13 protein-coding genes are annotated in these 17,354 nt (G+C 61.0%); 9 read left to right on the forward strand and 4 right to left on the reverse strand.

Annotated features, from left to right (window positions below; all coding sequences use genetic code 11):
- Positions 1–90: 90 nt before the first annotated feature.
- The 6 genes from J2W17_RS14230 (at position 91) to gcvP (ending at position 9,136) form a co-directional block, all read left to right on the forward strand.
- Positions 91–1,308, forward strand: a complete 1,218-nt coding sequence (locus J2W17_RS14230; protein ID WP_307334960.1) for a 2-octaprenyl-3-methyl-6-methoxy-1,4-benzoquinol hydroxylase — start codon at positions 91–93, stop codon at positions 1,306–1,308.
- Between the two features lie 187 nt (positions 1,309–1,495).
- Positions 1,496–2,500 (forward strand): extracellular solute-binding protein, encoded by a 1,005-nt coding sequence (locus J2W17_RS14235; RefSeq protein ID WP_150747900.1) that lies wholly within the window; start codon positions 1,496–1,498, stop codon positions 2,498–2,500.
- Positions 2,501–2,728: 228 nt separating this feature from the next.
- Positions 2,729–4,345, forward strand: a complete 1,617-nt coding sequence (locus tag J2W17_RS14240; RefSeq protein WP_307334864.1) for an ABC transporter permease — start codon at positions 2,729–2,731, stop codon at positions 4,343–4,345.
- A 156-nt stretch (positions 4,346–4,501) separates the two neighbouring features.
- Positions 4,502–5,584, forward strand: a complete 1,083-nt coding sequence (gcvT, locus tag J2W17_RS14245) for a glycine cleavage system aminomethyltransferase GcvT (protein WP_307334866.1) — start codon at positions 4,502–4,504, stop codon at positions 5,582–5,584.
- A 50-nt stretch (positions 5,585–5,634) separates the two neighbouring features.
- Positions 5,635–6,018 (forward strand): glycine cleavage system protein GcvH, encoded by a 384-nt coding sequence (gene gcvH / locus J2W17_RS14250; protein WP_307334868.1) that lies wholly within the window; start codon positions 5,635–5,637, stop codon positions 6,016–6,018.
- Positions 6,019–6,262: 244 nt separating this feature from the next.
- Positions 6,263–9,136: an aminomethyl-transferring glycine dehydrogenase gene (gene gcvP, locus J2W17_RS14260; RefSeq protein WP_307334871.1), complete on the forward strand. Its 2,874-nt coding sequence runs from the start codon at positions 6,263–6,265 to the stop codon at positions 9,134–9,136.
- 196 nt (positions 9,137–9,332) lie between these two features.
- Here the strand turns inward: gcvP and J2W17_RS14265 are convergent, their stop codons facing one another.
- The 3 genes from J2W17_RS14265 to J2W17_RS14275 form a co-directional block, all read right to left on the reverse strand.
- Positions 9,333–9,650, reverse strand: a complete 318-nt coding sequence (locus J2W17_RS14265) for a DUF2388 domain-containing protein (protein WP_010466645.1) — start codon at positions 9,648–9,650, stop codon at positions 9,333–9,335.
- 82 nt (positions 9,651–9,732) lie between these two features.
- Positions 9,733–11,517, reverse strand: a complete 1,785-nt coding sequence (locus J2W17_RS14270; protein ID WP_307334873.1) for a GspE/PulE family protein — start codon at positions 11,515–11,517, stop codon at positions 9,733–9,735.
- Positions 11,518–11,607: 90 nt separating this feature from the next.
- Complete coding sequence (locus J2W17_RS14275; protein WP_307334875.1) at positions 11,608–11,946, reverse strand: hypothetical protein; 339 nt, start codon at positions 11,944–11,946, stop codon at positions 11,608–11,610.
- 126 nt (positions 11,947–12,072) lie between these two features.
- Between J2W17_RS14275 and J2W17_RS14280 the strand changes: the two genes are divergently transcribed.
- Complete coding sequence (locus J2W17_RS14280) at positions 12,073–12,537, forward strand: Lrp/AsnC family transcriptional regulator (protein ID WP_064680346.1); 465 nt, start codon at positions 12,073–12,075, stop codon at positions 12,535–12,537.
- A 113-nt stretch (positions 12,538–12,650) separates the two neighbouring features.
- Here J2W17_RS14280 and J2W17_RS14285 read toward each other — a convergent pair whose 3' ends face one another.
- Positions 12,651–14,018, reverse strand: coding sequence for a CYTH domain-containing protein (locus J2W17_RS14285; RefSeq protein ID WP_307334879.1), 1,368 nt, complete (start codon positions 14,016–14,018; stop codon positions 12,651–12,653).
- A gap of 177 nt (positions 14,019–14,195) precedes the next feature.
- Between J2W17_RS14285 and argE the strand changes: the two genes are divergently transcribed.
- Positions 14,196–15,380: an acetylornithine deacetylase gene (argE, locus tag J2W17_RS14290; protein WP_307334881.1), complete on the forward strand. Its 1,185-nt coding sequence runs from the start codon at positions 14,196–14,198 to the stop codon at positions 15,378–15,380.
- A gap of 226 nt (positions 15,381–15,606) precedes the next feature.
- Positions 15,607–16,905, forward strand: coding sequence for an amino-acid N-acetyltransferase (gene argA / locus J2W17_RS14295; RefSeq protein WP_064680343.1), 1,299 nt, complete (start codon positions 15,607–15,609; stop codon positions 16,903–16,905).
- Positions 16,906–17,354: the final 449 nt, after the last annotated feature.

The following is a 17,354-nucleotide window of genomic DNA, read 5'->3' on the forward strand; positions in this document are numbered from 1 at the left end:
CACGACGGCTTTGGCACAGGGTTGGCCCAAGTCGAGAAACCCCTTTACGTGCGGCTCAGGTCGCAAGCGAGGCAGGCTTAAAGCATGGAAATGCGCGCAGATCTGTTGATTGTCGGGGCCGGAATGGTCGGCAGCGCCCTGGCGCTGGCGTTGCAAGACAGCGGGCTGGAAGTCTTGCTGCTGGACGGCAGCCCGATGAGCGTCAAACCCTTCGACGCACAGGCGCCGTTCGAACCGCGGGTGAGCGCGCTGTCGATCGCCAGCCAGCGAATCCTCGATCGCCTGGGCGTCTGGGATGGCATTGTCGATCGGCGCAGCAGTCCTTACACCGACATGCATGTCTGGGACGGCAGTGGTACCGGACAGATCCATTTCTCGGCGACCAGCGTACATGCGCAGGTCCTGGGCCATATCGTCGAGAACCGCGTGGTGCAGGACGCCTTGCTTGACCGCCTGCACGACTGCGATCTGGGAATGCTGGCCAATGGGCGTCTGGAGCAGATGCGCCACTCCGGCGACGACTGGTTGCTGACCCTGGCCGATGGCCGCACCTTGCGCGCGCCGTTGGTCATCGCCGCCGATGGCGCCAATTCGGCAGTGCGGCGCCTGGCTGGCGTAGCGACCCGCGAGTGGGATTACCTGCACCACGCGATCGTCACCAGCGTACGCTGCGCCGAACCGCATCAAATGACTGCCTGGCAGCGTTTTACCGATGACGGTCCATTGGCCTTTCTGCCGCTGGAGCGTGACGGTCGGCAGGACTGGTGCTCGATTGTCTGGTCGACCATGCCGAGCGAAGCTGAACGTCTGATGGCGCTGGCCGACGCAGACTTCTGCAAGGCACTGGAGCGTGCGTTCGAAGGTCGGCTTGGCGCGGTGCTGAGCGCCGATCCGCGCCTGTGCGTGCCGCTGCGCCAGCGCCATGCCAAGCGCTATGTGGCTGAAGGCCTGGCGTTGATCGGCGATGCAGCTCACACCATTCACCCATTGGCCGGGCAGGGCGTGAACCTCGGTTTCCTCGATGCCGCCGTGCTGGCCGAGGTGCTGCTGCAAGCGGCTGGCCGTGGCGAGCGACTGGCGGATGTGAAAGTGCTGAGTCGTTACGAGCGTCGGCGCATGCCGCATAACCTGGCATTGATGGCGGCGATGGAAGGCTTCGAGCGGCTGTTCCAGGCTGACCCGCTGCCGGTGCGCTGGTTGCGTAATGCCGGGTTGAAGATGGTTGACCAGATGCCGGAGGCCAAGGCGTTGTTTGTGCGTGAGGCGTTGGGGTTGATTGGGGATCTGCCGGCGTTGGCCAAGGCCTGAGATCTTCATTGATGATGGCCCCTTCGTCGGAACGCCGCCCGGGGCAAGCCCGCGAAGGCGTCGGCACATTCACTACACATCTCAAACTATGCAACATCTGGTTACTCCTCTGCCAACTGTTCGATTGAGAAGGCAAATGTGAGTCCTTATCATTTGTTCTCATTTTTTCAATCAAGAGACCACACCCATGTTGGCACCCAAGCGTCTACTGACCGCACTGGCCCTGACCCTGATCGGCAGCACCATCGCCCAGGCTGCCGACGAGGTAGTGGTTTACTCCTCGCGCATCGACGAGCTAATCAAGCCGGTGTTCGACGCCTACACCGCGAAAACCGGCGTGCAGGTGAAGTTCATCACCGACAAGGAAGCGCCGCTGATGCAGCGGATCAAGGCCGAGGGCGAGAATGCCACCGCCGACCTGCTGCTGACCGTCGATGCCGGCAACCTCTGGCAGGCCGAGCAGATGGGCATCCTGCAACCCTTCACCTCGAAAACCATCGATGCCAACATCCCGCTGCAATACCGCTCCTCCGCCCATGCCTGGACCGGCCTGAGCCTGCGGGCGCGGACCATCGCCTACTCCACCGATCGGGTGAAGCCCGGCGAGCTCACCACCTACGAAGGTCTGGCGGACAAGAATTGGGAAGGTCGCCTGTGCCTGCGCACGGCGAAGAAGGTCTACAACCAGTCCCTGACCGCCACCATGATCGAAGTCCACGGCGCCGACAAAACCGAGAAGATCCTCAAGGGCTGGGTCAACAACCTGTCCACCGACGTGTTCTCCGATGACGTGGCGGTGCTCGAAGCGATCAATGCGGGCCAGTGCGACGTCGGCATCGTCAACACCTACTACTACGGCCGTCTGCACAAGCAGAAGCCTGACCTGGCGGTGAAGCTGTTCTGGCCCAACCAGGGCGACCGTGGCGTGCACGTCAACCTGTCGGGCATCGGCCTGACCAAACATGCTCCGCACCCGGAAGCGGCCAAGGCGCTGGTCGAGTGGATGACCACGCCTGAGGCGCAGAAGATCTTCGCCGACGTGAACCAGGAATTCCCGGCCAACCCCGCCGTTCAGCCATCCGCTGAAGTGGCGAGCTGGGGCAAGTTCGTCGCCGACACCTTGCCTGTGGAAATTGCCGGCAAGCGTCAGGCTGAAGCGATTCGCATGATGGATCGGGCTGGCTGGAACTGACTCCACTGTGTCGAGAAAGCTTCCCTGTGGTGAGGGGGCTTGCCCCCCGTTGGGTTGCGGAGCAGCCCCAATATCAGCTACTGCATTTCTCCAGACAAAACGCGTCGGGAGATTTTACGACCGCTTCGCAGTCGAACGGGGCGATGCGGCGTTTCCGACAAGCCCCCTCGCCACAAGGTAAGATTGCTGGCTTCATGGCCAGTGGCCCGCATTTTTTAGAGAATTTCCTTGGCCCACCCCGCCCAACGACGCTGGTATCCCCTGGTCTTCGCCATCGCTGCGCTGGTGCTGCTGCCCCTCAGCGTCTTGCTGTTGTCCTGGCAAACCATCGACCAACAGATCTGGTCCCACCTCTGGGATACCCAGATGTCGCGCCTGCTGGGCAACACCCTGACGTTGGTGCTCGGCGTCGGTGTCGGCGTCACGGTGCTGGGCGTGAGCCTGGCCTGGCTCACCAGCCTCTGTGAATTCCCCGGTCGACGTTGGCTGGACTGGGCCTTGATGCTGCCGTTCGCGATCCCCGCTTATGTGCTGGCATTCGTCTTTGTCGGTTTGCTGGATTTCGCAGGCCCGGTGCAAACCTTGCTGCGCGAATGGTTCGGCACCGGCATGAGATGGCCGCGAGTACGCTCCACCGGCGGGGTGATTGTGGTGCTGGTGCTGGTTTTCTATCCCTATGTGTACCTGTTGGCGCGGACTGCGTTTCTGGCTCAGGGCAAAGGCTTGATGGAGGCGGCACGGGTTCTGGGGCAATCGCCGTGGCAGGCATTCTGGCGGGTGGCCTTGCCGATGGCTCGCCCCGCGATCGGTGCGGGCGTGGCATTGGCGCTGATGGAAACCCTGGCCGATTTCGGCGCGGTGTCGGTATTCAACTTCGACACGTTCACCACCGCCATCTACAAAACCTGGTACGGCTTTTTCAGTCTCTCGACCGCCGCGCAACTCGCCAGCCTGCTGTTGCTGGTGGTGATGGTGGTGTTGTATGGCGAGCGTCGCGCGCGTGGGGCGAATCGGGCGAGCAACGAGCGACCTCGGATCAAGGCGTTGTATCACCTGCGTGGCGTCAAGGCGCTGGCCGCCATGACTTGGTGCGGCCTGGTATTCGCCTGTGCTTTCGTGATTCCAATGTTGCAACTGGTGGTGTGGTTCTGGCAGCGCGGGCGCTTTGATCTGGATGAGCGTTACGCCGGGCTGATCGTCCATACCTTGTACCTGGGTGGCATGGCGGCGCTGATCACCGTCGGTGTCGCCCTGGTGCTGGCGTTTGCTCGTCGGCTGGCACCGACCCGGGCGATACGTTCGGGTGTCAGCCTGGCCAACCTTGGATACGCCTTGCCCGGATCGGTGCTGGCAGTGTCGATCATGCTGGCGTTCAGTTATCTGGATCGCGAGTTGGTGATCCCGTTCTCGAATTGGCTCGGTGGCGCAGGTAAACCCTTGCTGCTCGGCAGCCTGTCGGCCTTGTTGCTGGCCTATCTGGTGCGGTTCATCGCCGTCGCCTATGGGCCACTGGAAAGCAGCCTGGCGCGAATACGGCCATCTTTGCCCGAAGCGGCACGTAGCCTTGGCGTGAGCGGTCCACGACTGTTTTTCAAAGTGTATCTGCCGTTGTTGCTGCCCGGCACCTTGAGTGCCGCCCTGCTGGTGTTCGTCGACGTGCTCAAGGAAATGCCGGCAACCCTGCTGATGCGCCCGTTTGGCTGGGACACGCTGGCGGTGCGCATCTTCGAAATGACCAGCGAAGGGGAGTGGGCGCGGGCGTCGTTGCCGGCACTGACGCTGGTCCTGGTGGGCTTGCTACCGGTCATCGGATTGATACGGCGTTCGGCGCATCAAAACAGCTAGGTGTCAGTCCTACACCTTGAGGCTACAATGCGCGGCATTCGGTGCGGTCCGTCCTACGGACCTGGTAGCTGAAATCGGCTGAAAGCCTTTTATTTCAAGGCGTTCAGTTCGTGCAGCACCGGCCCGCACCTTCGCCACGCCCGGAAGGAGAAACCCATGGGACAGCGTACGCCTCTGTACGACCTTCATCTCGCCCTCGGCGCGAAGATGGTCGATTTTGGCGGTTGGGATATGCCTCTGCATTACGGCTCGCAAGTCGAGGAACACCATCAGGTGCGCCGCGATTGCGGGGTTTTCGATGTATCCCACATGACCGTGATCGATGTCAGCGGCCCCCAGGCCAAGGCCTGGCTCCAGCATTTGCTGGCCAACGATGTCGAGCGTCTGCACAGCCCCGGCCGTGCCTTGTACAGCACCATGCTCAATGAGCGCGGGGGGATCGTCGACGACATGATCGTCTATCGCCTCGAAGTCGGTTATCGGCTGGTGGTCAACGCCTCCACCCGGAATCAGGACCTGGCCTGGATGCAGGCCCACCTCGGTGACTACGATGTGCAACTCAATGAGCGCTCGGAGTTGGCGATGCTGGCCATTCAAGGTCCCCAGGCCCGGCAAAAAATCGCTGAACTGGTGACTCAGTCTCGTGGCAACCTGATCCAGCTGCTCAAGCCTTTCGAAGGCCAGCCCGACGGTGACTGGTTTATCGCGCGCACCGGTTATACCGGCGAAGATGGTCTGGAAATAATTTTGCCGGCCGACCAGGCGCCAGGATTCTTCAACGACCTGGTAGGGGCGGGCATTTCTCCCATTGGCCTGGGCGCGCGGGATACCTTGCGTGTCGAAGCCGGCATGAACCTCTACGGTCAGGACATCCATCAAGACATTTCACCGCTGGCCTCCAACATGGCCTGGAGCATCGCCTGGGAGCCGGCCACACGTCAGTTCATCGGTCGCACTGCCCTGGAAGCCGAGCGGGCCGGTGGCGTACAGCATAAACTGGTCGGTCTGGTCCTTGAGGAGCGCGGGGTTTTGCGCGCTCATCAGGTGGTTCGCATCGCCAATGTTGGCGAAGGGGAGATCACCAGTGGTAGTTTCTCTCCTACGCTAAGCAAGTCGATAGCACTGGCGCGCGTGCCGATGGCTACCGCCGACCGCGCTGAAGTGGAAATCCGTGGCAAATGGTACCCGGTCCGAGTGGTCAAACCGACCTTCGTACGCCATGGCAAAACCTTGATCTAACCTTTTCTGGCGGGCAACGACCGCTGACATTTTTCTTGAGGACACAGAATATGAGCGATATCCCTGCCGACCTGCGCTTTGCCGAAAGTCACGAATGGGCCCGCCTGGAAGCCGATGGCACCGTCACCGTGGGCATCAGCGATCACGCTCAGGAAGCCTTGGGCGATGTGGTGTTCGTTGAGCTGACCGAAGTCGGCACAGTGTTCGCTGCCGGTGATCAGTCCGGTGTGGTGGAATCGGTTAAAGCTGCATCCGATATCTATTCTCCGGTTGCCGGTGAGGTGATCGCGATCAACGAAGAGCTGAGCGCTAACCCGGAGCTGCTCAACTCCGAACCGTACAGCGCGTGGATCTTCAAGCTCAAGCCAAGCAACACCGGCGATCTGGACAAGCTGCTCGATGCGGCTGGCTACAAGGCTGCTATCGGCGAGTAAGCCTCAAGCGACCTCCCGAAGCCCCGACTCGTCGGGGCTTTTTATTATCTGCCGGATACCTTTGTAGGAGCGAGCTTGCTCGCGATGGTCGTCAACGATAACGCTGTGAGCCTGGTACCCCGCGGTGCTCTCAGGTCCATCGCGAGCAAGCTCGCTCCTACAAGGGTTCGCTGTCGGCAGTGGCTGCTATGCTGGTTTGACCGTGTTGCATCGACGTCGAGCGCCAGTCAAGAGAGAGCCCGTCATGTCCCAATTGCCGTCCTTGAGCCAGTTACGCGACCCCAATGCCTTTCTTCGCCGCCACCTCGGCCCCGATGCCGCCGAGCAACAGGCCATGCTCGACAGCCTCGGCCTCGGCAGCCGGGTCGAACTGATCGAGCAGACGGTGCCACCGGGCATCCGCCTGAACCGGGTGCTGGACCTGCCCCCCGCGCTCGACGAAGAAGCCGCGCTGGCCAGGCTTCGGGGTTACGCCGAGCAGAACCAGGTCTGGACCAGTCTGATCGGCATGGGCTACCACGGCACCCTCACGCCGTCCGTCATAGTGCGCAACGTGCTGGAAAGTCCCGGCTGGTACACCGCCTACACGCCCTATCAACCGGAGATCGCCCAAGGGCGGCTCGAAGCGCTACTGAATTTCCAGCAATTGACCATCGACCTCACGGGCCTGGACCTGGCCAACGCCTCGCTGCTGGATGAAGCCACCGCAGCGGCGGAAGCCATGGCACTGGCCAAGCGAGTCGCCAAGTCCCGGAGCAATCTGTTTTTCGTTGACGAAAACTGTCATCCGCAGACGATTTCAGTGGTGCAGACCCGTGCCGAAGGCTTCGGTTTCGAGCTGATCGTCGACGCCGTGGATAACTTGAAACAGCACCAGGTGTTCGGCGCGCTGCTGCAATACCCCGATACCCATGGCGAGATCCGCGATCTGCGACCCTTGATCGATCACTTGCATGCCCAGCAGGCCCTGGCCTGTGTCGCGGCCGATCTGCTGAGCCTGCTGTTGCTGACCCCGCCGGGTGAGTTGGGCGCCGACGTGGTGTTCGGTTCATCCCAGCGCTTCGGCGTGCCCATGGGCTACGGCGGGCCCCACGCGGCGTTTTTTGCCAGTCGCGAGGAGTACAAGCGGGCGATTCCCGGGCGGATCATCGGCGTGTCGAAAGATGCTCGCGGCAACGTCGCGTTGCGCATGGCCCTGCAAACCCGCGAGCAACACATCCGCCGGGAGAAGGCCAATTCGAACATCTGCACCGCCCAGGTGCTGCTGGCCAACATCGCCAGTTTCTACGCGGTCTACCACGGCCCGGAAGGGCTGAAGCGGATTGCGCAGCGGGTTCATCGGTTGACCTGCATCCTCGCCGAGGGCCTTGCGCGACATGGCATTACCCGGCTCAACCAGCATTTTTTCGACACGCTGACCCTGGAGGTCGGTGGCACCCAGACGGCAATCATCGAAAGCGCCCAAGCCGTGCAGATCAATTTGCGCATTCTCGGGCGTGGGCAGTTGGGGCTGAGCCTTGACGAAACCTCTGACGAAAACACCGTGGCGAAGTTGTTCGATGTATTCCTCGGTGCCGATCATGGGCTCAACGTCGATGAACTGGATGCCGAAACCCTGGCGTGCGGCATTCCTGACGGGCTGCTGCGGACTTCGCCTTATTTGCGGCACCCGGTGTTCAACGCACACCACAGCGAAACGCAGATGCTGCGTTACCTCAAGCAATTGGAAAACAAAGACCTGGCGCTGAATCAGTCGATGATCCCGCTCGGCTCCTGCACCATGAAACTCAATGCCACCAGCGAGATGATTCCCATCACCTGGCCGCAGTTCGCCAACCTGCACCCCTTTGTGCCGAAAGAGCAGGCGGTGGGTTATTCGCTGATGATCGAGGAGCTGGAACGCTGGCTCTGTGCAATCACCGGTTTCGACGCGATCTGCATGCAACCCAATTCCGGTGCCCAGGGCGAGTACGCCGGATTGCTGGCGATCCGCAAGTATCACGAGAGCCGCGATCAAGGCGCGCGGGATATCTGCCTGATCCCATCCTCGGCCCACGGCACCAATCCGGCGTCGGCGCAAATGGCCGGCATGCGGGTGGTGATCGTCGAATGCGACGAGGCGGGTAATGTCGATCTCGATGACCTGAAAGCAAAAGCGGCTGCGGCGTCGGACAAACTCGCCTGCCTGATGGCGACTTATCCTTCGACCCACGGCGTGTACGAGGAAGGCATCAGCGAAATCTGTGAAGTGATCCACCGCCACGGCGGCCAGGTGTACATGGATGGCGCCAACCTCAATGCGCAGGTCGGGCTTGCCCGGCCTGCGGACATTGGAGCCGATGTGTCCCACATGAACCTGCACAAGACCTTCTGCATTCCACACGGCGGCGGCGGCCCGGGCATGGGGCCGATTGGCGTGCGCGCTCACCTGGCGCCATTCGTGGCCAATCACCCGGTGGTACCGATCGAAGGGCCACTGCCGGAGAACGGCGCGGTCAGCGCAGCGCCCTGGGGCAGCGCGAGCATTCTGCCGATCAGCTGGATGTACATCGCCATGATGGGCCCGCAATTGGCGGATGCCAGCGAAGTGGCGATCCTCGCCGCGAATTACCTGGCGCAGCATTTGTCCGGCGCTTTTGCGGTGCTCTATACCGGGCGCAACGGAAGGGTGGCCCACGAATGCATCCTCGACCTGCGGCCGCTCAAAGTGTTGACCGGAATCAGTGAAGAGGACGTGGCCAAGCGCCTGATGGATTACGGCTTCCACGCGCCGACCATGTCGTTCCCGGTGCCGGGGACGTTGATGGTCGAACCGACCGAGAGTGAATCGAAGGCCGAGCTGGACCGTTTCATCAAAGCGATGCTGAGCATCCGCGCGGAAATCAACGAAGTGCAGAACGGCAACTGGTCGGCCGAAGACAACCCGCTGAAACGTTCGCCGCACACCTTGGCTGACATCACCGGGGTGTGGGAGCGGCCTTACAGCATCGAGCAGGCGGTGACGCCGGATGCGCACACCAAGGCGCACAAATATTGGCCGGCGGTGAATCGGGTGGACAATGTCTACGGCGATCGCAATCTGTTCTGTGCGTGTGTGCCCGTGGACGAATATCGCTGAAATACACACACACACATGAACGCACCCTACCTGTAGGAGCGAGCTTGCTCGCGATGGACTCAAGAGCACCGCGTTTAACCAGTAAACACGCGTTATCGTTAACGACCATCGCGAGCAAGCTCGCTCCTACAGGGGTTTTGTGTTGGGCAAAAAAAATGCCGCTCATGGGAGCGGCATTTTTGTTCAACCGTAAGTCTTATTCCGACGCGACCGCATTCTTCGCCAGAATCGCATTGGCCAACTCCATGTCCGTGGCCTGCAGGCCCGGGTTGTCGGCGCGGACCTTCTGCATCGCCGCTTCCAGATACGGACCGCGGATGCCGCCGTCGCTGGCAACGAAGCTGCCGGCATCGTCCTGGGCGGCAACGATCAACTTGTGATCCTTGAAGGTCAGGTAAGTCGAGCCGGTGGTTGCACCGGAAGAGATGACGTTACGCCAAAAGCTATCGGCCATCGCCGAACCTACAGGAAGGGACAGCAATGCGATGGTAGCGACAGCAAGTTTGAGACGCATATTGGGTGACTCCACTGGGTTAACTAGCGGATTTGATTGCCAATCACCCCGTCGAGTTCCATGACGCCCTTTTTCCTCCCGGTTATTTCTGTTCACTCTGGGGCGTCACCCGCAGCACTTCTTCGATCGTCGTCAGGCCTGCCGCCACTTTCTGCGCCCCGGACAGCCGCAAACTGCGCATACCTTCCTTGAAGGCCTGGCGCCGTACCGCCATCAGGTCGGTGTCGGGGTTGATCAGTGCCTTGACCCCGTCAGTCAGTTGCATGATTTCGTAGACCCCGGCCCGCCCGCGGTAACCGGTGTCACGGCATTCCAGACAGCCGATGGCGCGTTGGGCGTTGCCGGGCAATGGTGCTTGCCAGGGTCTGGTCAGGGTCTGCCAGTCTTCTTCACTCAAGGTCAGTGGCGCCTTGCAATGCGGGCACAAGGTCCGGACCAGCCGCTGGGCCATGACCCCGAGCACGGTGGCCTTGATCAGGTAATGGGGCACGCCGAGTTCCAGCAGGCGGCTGATGGCGCTGGGCGCATCGTTGGTGTGCAACGTCGAGAGTACCAGGTGCCCGGTCAGAGCCGCCTGGATCGCCATTTCCGCGGTTTCCAGGTCGCGGATCTCGCCGATCATGATGATGTCCGGGTCCTGGCGCATCAGCGCGCGCACACCGGCGGCAAACGTCAGGTCAATGTTGTGCTGCACCTGCATCTGGTTGAAGGCCGGCTCGACCATTTCTATCGGGTCTTCGATGGTGCAGAGGTTGACCTCCGGCGTCGCCAGCTTCTTGAGGGTGGTGTAGAGCGTGGTGGTTTTGCCCGAACCGGTCGGTCCGGTCACCAGAATGATGCCGTTGGGCTGGCTCGTCATGTCCTGCCATCGGCGCAGGTCCTCGACTGAAAATCCAAGCTGGTCGAAATCCTTGAGTAACACCTCCGGGTCGAAGATCCGCATGACCATCTTTTCGCCAAACGCGGTCGGCAACGTCGACAGCCGCAGCTCGACTTCACCGCCGTCCGGGGTCTTGGTTTTCACCCGGCCATCCTGGGGTTTGCGTTTTTCCGCGACGTTCATTCGCCCCAGGCTCTTCAGGCGGCTGACGATGGCCATGGTCACTTGCGGCGGGAATTGATAGACGTTGTGCAGCACGCCGTCGATGCGAAAGCGCACCGTGCCCTGCTCGCGCCGGGGCTCGATGTGGATATCGCTGGCCCGCTGCTGGAACGCGTACTGGAACAGCCAGTCGACGATGTTGACGATGTGCGCATCGTTGGCGTCCGGCTCCTGGTCGCTGGCGCCGAGGTTGAGCAACTGTTCGAAGTTGCCCAGGGTATTGGTGTGCTGGTCGGCATTGGTCGCGCCGCTGACTGATTTGGCCAGGCGGAAAAACTCCACGCTGAAGCGCTGGATGTCCACCGGGTTGGCCACCACGCGCTTGATGGGCAGTTTCAACACGTGGGTCAGGTCCGCTTCCCAGCCGTTGACGTAAGGCTGGGCGCTGGCCACGGTCACCGCCTCCCGATCGACGGAGACGGCGAGAATCTTGTGGCGCTGGGCGAAGGCATAGGACATCAGCGGGGTAACGGCCGCGACGTTGATTTTCAGCGGATCGATGCGCAAGTAAGGCTGGCCGGCCTGCTGCGACAGCCATAGGGTCAGTCTTTCCAGATCCAGGTGTTTGCCGGGCCGGCTGAGGTCATCCAGATGCTGGCTGGCAATGAATTCCAACGGGTGCATCTGGCCGCTGGCGGCGTGACGGCGTCGGGCATTGAGCGCGTGCTCGGCCGAATCCTGGCTGATAAAGCCTTGGGCAACCAAATCGCGCAGTAACTCATTGAGATCCAGCCAGCGGTCCTGAATGGCAAGTTGAACGGACATGCGGGCTCCTCGTGAACAACAGTTCGCAAAGGATAGTCGCGGACCCGCAAACCGTTGGGCCACTACCCGACGAAGCCGTGTCAGGTTTTTTCAGCCCGCCGCCTGAGTCGCTGCAATCCACGCACAATCAGCTACCTGCAGATCCACCGAGCAGACGCTGATCAGGTTACGCAATTTGTCCGCGATCACCTGGGCGCGGTGCCAGCTCAGACCGTCGATGACGATGTCGATCGACAGCAGGTCGTCCCTGCGCTGCACGTTGACCTGCTGCGGCGTCAGGCACTGCAAGGCGAACAGGTTGAGCGCCCTGCACAGCAGGTCCGGCTCGGCTTCGGCCAGCAATTGATAATGCACGCGGCAGTGCGCGTTGTTGATGCTCCACACATCGGTTCGGGTGGGCGGGGTGGCTACAGCTTCCAGATGCGGCATGGTCGGACTCCAAAATCACTGGAGGAATTTTTACATTCGTTGACCGGCATTTCTTATCTATGATGGGGCTTATTTTAGATTCTGCGAATCGATCAATCCATAAACGTCCAAATTACGGGTTCATTTATGCACAGCCAGCTGGACAGTTACGACCGCAAGATTCTCGCGCTGCTGCAAGAGGACGCTTCGCTGTCCAGCGCGCAGATCGCCGAACAGGTGGGACTGTCGCAGTCGCCGTGCTGGCGGCGGATTCAGCGGATGAAGGAGGAAGGAATCATTCGCGGCCAGGTCACCTTGCTCGATCGCAAAAAGATCGGTCTGAATACGCAGATATTTGCCGAAATCAAACTCAACGCCCATGGGCGTTCGAACTTCACCGGGTTCACCGAGGCGATTCGTGGTTTTCCCGAAGTGCTGGAGTGTTATGTGCTGATGGGGTCGGTGGATTTCATGTTGCGGATCGTCACGGCGGATATCGAGGCGTATGAACGCTTCTTCTTCGAGAAGCTGTCGATGGTGCCGGGAATTCAGGAGGTCAATTCGATTGTGGCGTTGTCGGAAATCAAGTCGACGACGAGTTTGCCGGTCTAGGGTTTTGTGGTGTATGTGCGGGCCTCTTCGCTGGCAAGCCAGCTCCTACAGGGTTTCGGTGATCCCCTGTAGGCGCTGGCTTGTCGGATCGCCGCACCGCAGCGAAGGCGGTCTTACAGGCGCAGCAGCATCTTCCAGGCACGATTCTGATACACCGCAATCGCCTGCTGCTTGCGTGCATCCAGCGATTCATCGGTGATCGGTTCGTTAGCCAACAGAGCAAGCTGCTTCAGCTCGCCATACAGGCGATCCATTTCCGGGATGTCCAGCACGCCACGGGCATGGTGCAGCCAGGCCTGGATGCGTTCGATGCGCGGCAGTTGTTCGGCCAGATCTTCTGGCTGCTGCTGATAACGCTGCAATTGCAAGGATGTCGCTTCTTCACCCAGCAGACGCGGCAACCAGCTGCCCAACTGCGCAGCGCCCTGGCGATTGCCGCGCACGTTGCGATCGGCGGCCCAGGTGCGGGCCAGCAACCAGCGCGAGGTGTTCAGGGAGAACAGGCCCCAACGCGGATCTTCCAGCTCTTCGAGAAATTGCTCGGGTGCGGCCTTGCGCACGTCTTCGTCGTCCAGACCGGCTTGTACCAGTGGACGCCAGTCTTCGAGCAAGGCGTCCAGCGCGATCCGCAGATCGTGCGTCGACTGACGCGGAGCGGCCTGACCCAGGCTGCTGAGCAACGCGCGCAGTTCCGCCAGGTTCTCGACCCAGTCCTGCAACAAGCGCCAGTGACCATTGAAGCGGTACTGCTCGGCCAGGCGCTGGCTGCTGCCGAGCAAGTGCCAGCTCAGCGCGGAAAATGCGTCGTCCAGCGGGGTTTCGGCGCTGATCTGCGGTGCGGGCAGGCTCAACGAATAGCTGTGGGCGTCGTACAGGCGATAACCGCGCTCGGCCTTGCTGATGTCACATGGCATCAAGGGCAGGGTCGCGGCCAGTTCGGCGGCCAGTTCCAGCAGCGCGGACGGCTCGCCTTCGCGCAGCTCCAGCTCCAGCTCGCAGATCTCTTCTTTCTGCTTGCCGACGATGACGTGGCCCAGGTCCAGCGCGGCTTCGATGACCACTTTGGTCTTGCCACGGCCCCAGGCGATTTCAGCGCGTTCGCGAACGAAGTCGGTGGTGAAGATCGGCTTCAGGGTTTTCTTGTCAAGTTCGGCCAGCGCTTCAGGCCAGCATTCGCCGTCGAGCTTCTTCACGTCGAGCTTGGCTTTGGGCAGGCTCCAGTCGTATTCATTGCGCTCGGACAGACCGGCAATGCTCTGGCCACGGGTCTTGAGGGTCTGGATCACTTCTTCGCCATCGCGGCGCAGGCGCAGGGCAACCTTGGCGCGGGCCAGGTCGCGCTCAGGCGTGTCGAAGTACTGGTTCATCAGTTCACGGCGTTCCCAGCCACTTTTGTTGCGTTTTTTCAGGAGCGGGTGCTCACGCAGGGCGGCGAGGGTTTCGCGGCTGACGCGGAGTTTGATTTCGGTTTCTTTCTGCATGGCCGGAAAATCCAGGATCGGGAGCGCAGCCGGGGGGAATGTGTGGCTGCCAAGGTCGTGCAGTGTACAGGACTGATTCAAGATAGGGTCTGTTGACGCTTGGTGGCGGCCGCGACGGTTTATTCCTGTCACCGGATGGCTCTATGATGGACTTCAATTCGGGAGTTGGAGTCAGCGATGCCTTTGCCGTCCATGAAAGATCAGTTCGCTGCGCTGATCGCCGCACCGTCCGTCAGCTGTACCCAGGCCAGCCTCGATCAAAGCAACCGTGCGGTGATCGACTTGCTGGCGACGTGGCTGGGCGATCTGGGTTTCGCCTGCGATATCCAGCAGGTCAGCCCAGGCAAATTCAATCTGCTGGCCAGTTTCGGTTCCGGCCCCGGTGGCCTGGTCCTGGCCGGCCACAGTGACACCGTGCCGTACGATGCCGCGCTGTGGCAGACCGATCCGCTTAAACTGACCGAAGTCGACGGCCGCTGGGTCGGGCTGGGCAGCTGCGACATGAAGGGCTTTTTCGCCCTGGTCATCGAAGCGGTCATTCCACTGCTCGAACAACCGTTCAAACAGCCGCTGCTGATTCTCGCCACCTGTGATGAAGAAAGCTCGATGTCCGGGGCGCGAGCCCTGGCCGAAGCCGGGCGACCGCTGGGCCGTGCCGCAGTGATCGGCGAGCCGACCGGGCTGAAGCCGATCCGGATGCACAAGGGCATCATGATGGAACGCATCGACATCCTCGGCCAGAGCGGTCACTCCTCGGATCCGCGCCTGGGCCACAGCGCCCTCGAAGCCATGCACGATGCCATCGGCGAACTGCGCGGGCTGCGCCTGTTATGGCAGCGCGAATACCGTAACCCGCAGTTCAGTGTGCCGCAGCCGACCATGAACTTCGGCTGTATCCATGGCGGCGACAACCCCAACCGCATTTGCGGCCAGTGTTCGCTGGAGTTCGATCTGCGGCCGTTGCCGGGTATGGACCCCAAGGTCCTGCGCGCGGAGATTTTGCAGAAACTCAGGCCCATTGCCGAGCGGCATCAGGTGAAGATCGATTACGCGCCGCTGTTTCCCGAAGTGCCGTCCTTCGAGCAGGCCGAAGATGCGGAATTGGTCCGGGTCGCGGAAAAGCTCACCGGTCATCGCGCCGAAGCAGTGGCATTCGGCACCGAAGCACCTTATCTTCAGCGCCTTGGCTGCGAAACGCTGGTGCTCGGCCCTGGCGATATCGCCTGCGCCCACCAACCGGGGGAATACCTGGACATGTCACGTTTGCAGCCTACGGTGCATCTATTACGTCAACTGATTGAACATTACTGCCTTACACCTGCTCAAAAACCAGCGCCGGCCGACCGGATGCAAAATCTGTAGGAGCCGGCTTGCTGGCGATGCAGACGCTGCGGTCCTTCAGGTGAACCGCGTCATCGTTCATCGCCGGCACGCCGGCTCCTACAGGTTTAAATTGCCAGGGTTCCAACCCGTATTCATGAGGAGAGCGCGCGTGTCGCCAACCCTGTTCCGACGATAACCATCAGCCCGCTGTGCGTTGTTCCGTTTCGCCCATTTTTTGGCTGCTATTTATTACAGGCCCAGGTTCATGCCCGAATACGTCAATTGGCTTCGTCACGCTTCGCCCTACATCAATGCCCACCGCGATTGCACCTTTGTCGTCATGCTCCCCGGTGACGGCGTGGAACACCCGAACTTCGGCAATATCGTCCACGACCTGGTGCTGTTGCACAGCCTGGGCGTGCGACTGGTGCTGGTTCATGGTTCCCGTCCGCAAATCGAAGCTCGCCTGGCCACCCGCGGCCTGACCCCGCATTACCACCACGGCATGCGCATCACCGATGCCGCGACCCTTGAATGCGTGATCGATGCGGTCGGCCAGTTGCGCATCGCGATCGAAGCACGGTTGTCGATGGACATGGCTTCGTCGCCGATGCAGGGCTCGCGCCTGCGGGTGGCCAGCGGCAACCTGGTGACGGCGCGGCCGATCGGCGTACTGGAAGGCGTCGACTATCACCACACCGGCGAAGTGCGTCGGGTCGATCGCAAGGGTATCAACCGCCTGCTGGACGAGCGCTCCATCGTGCTGCTGTCACCGCTGGGCTACTCGCCGACCGGTGAGATCTTCAACCTCGCCTGCGAAGACGTCGCCACCCGCGCGGCCATTGACTTGGGTGCGGACAAGCTGCTGCTGTTCGGCGCCGACCTGGGCCTGATCGATGAAAACGGTCGCCTGGTTCGTGAGTTGCGTCCACAACAGGTACCGGCGCATTTGCAGCGGTTGGGCAACAACTATCAAGGCGAACTACTGGATGCCGCCGCCGAGGCCTGTCGCGGTGGCGTCGCCCGCAGCCATATCGTCAGCTATGTCGAAGACGGTGCACTGCTCACCGAACTCTTCACTCGTGACGGTGGCGGTACGCTGGTGGCCCAGGAGCAATTCGAAGTGGTGCGCGAAGCAGCCATCGAAGACGTCGGTGGTTTGCTGGATCTGATCAGTCCGCTGGAAGAGCAGGGCATCCTGGTACGTCGTTCCCGCGAGGTGCTGGAGCGTGAGATCGAGCAATTCAGCGTGGTCGAGCGTGAAGGCATGATCATCGCCTGTGCGGCGCTGTATCAGATTGCCGATTCGGATGCCGGGGAGTTGGCCTGTCTGGCGGTGAACCCGGAGTACCGCCATGGCGGGCGCGGCGATGAGTTGCTGGAACGGATCGAAGTCCGCGCTCGGGCGCAGGGGCTCAAAACCTTGTTCGTACTGACGACCCGCACCGCTCACTGGTTTCGCGAGCGCGGTTTTGTGCCGAGCAGTGTCGAGCGTCTGCCGTCAGCGCGGGCGTCGCTGTACAACTATCAGCGTAACTCGAAGATCTTCGAAAAAGCCCTCTGACGGGGCCCGCCCCGTCCTCGACGCAGTACCCCCTGTAGGCGCTGGCTTGCCAGCGAAGGCGGCGCAACAGTCAACATAGATGTTGAATGTAATGGCCTCTTCGCTGGCAAGCCAGCTCCTACAGGGGGTACTGCGTCGTTCCTTCACAAATCTGCGCTGGCATACGGCGAATAATGCGGTAACGCCGTCTCGACTTTCCCCTGTTCGCTACCCGTTGGTTCGCATCGCAGCATGCACTGGCGGAGAAAATGCTAGCGATACAAAAACTGTAATAAATCGACCGGATAGTGCGCGTTTGATCGATATGGCATCGCCTTTCGGGAAGGATCGGTTTCCGAATTGTGGCAAAGCTTTTCGATCTAAAAAAATTATTACAAATACCCTTAAGGAATTAGCGTAGTGGGTGACCGCTCTATTTCAAGGGTGGGCTATATTTCTAAAAGTACAAA

Source organism: Pseudomonas lini, from assembly GCF_030812475.1.
Lineage (GTDB): Bacteria > Pseudomonadota > Gammaproteobacteria > Pseudomonadales > Pseudomonadaceae > Aquipseudomonas > Aquipseudomonas lini_A.

Excerpts from the sequence above, each read along its gene's own strand:
- J2W17_RS14230 (WP_307334960.1), top strand. The coding sequence starts at position 91 with ATGCGCGCAGATCTGTTGATTGTCGGGGCCGGAATGGTCGGCAGCGCC.
- J2W17_RS14235 (WP_150747900.1), top strand. The coding sequence starts at position 1,496 with ATGTTGGCACCCAAGCGTCTACTGACCGCACTGGCCCTGACCCTGATC.
- gcvT (WP_307334866.1), top strand. The coding sequence starts at position 4,502 with ATGGGACAGCGTACGCCTCTGTACGACCTTCATCTCGCCCTCGGCGCG.
- gcvH (WP_307334868.1), top strand. The coding sequence starts at position 5,635 with ATGAGCGATATCCCTGCCGACCTGCGCTTTGCCGAAAGTCACGAATGG.
- gcvP (WP_307334871.1), top strand. The coding sequence starts at position 6,263 with ATGTCCCAATTGCCGTCCTTGAGCCAGTTACGCGACCCCAATGCCTTT.
- J2W17_RS14265 (WP_010466645.1), bottom strand. The coding sequence starts at position 9,650 with ATGCGTCTCAAACTTGCTGTCGCTACCATCGCATTGCTGTCCCTTCCT.
- J2W17_RS14270 (WP_307334873.1), bottom strand. The coding sequence starts at position 11,517 with ATGTCCGTTCAACTTGCCATTCAGGACCGCTGGCTGGATCTCAATGAG.
- J2W17_RS14275 (WP_307334875.1), bottom strand. The coding sequence starts at position 11,946 with ATGCCGCATCTGGAAGCTGTAGCCACCCCGCCCACCCGAACCGATGTG.
- J2W17_RS14280 (WP_064680346.1), top strand. The coding sequence starts at position 12,073 with ATGCACAGCCAGCTGGACAGTTACGACCGCAAGATTCTCGCGCTGCTG.
- J2W17_RS14285 (WP_307334879.1), bottom strand. The coding sequence starts at position 14,018 with ATGCAGAAAGAAACCGAAATCAAACTCCGCGTCAGCCGCGAAACCCTC.
- argE (WP_307334881.1), top strand. The coding sequence starts at position 14,196 with ATGCCTTTGCCGTCCATGAAAGATCAGTTCGCTGCGCTGATCGCCGCA.
- argA (WP_064680343.1), top strand. The coding sequence starts at position 15,607 with ATGCCCGAATACGTCAATTGGCTTCGTCACGCTTCGCCCTACATCAAT.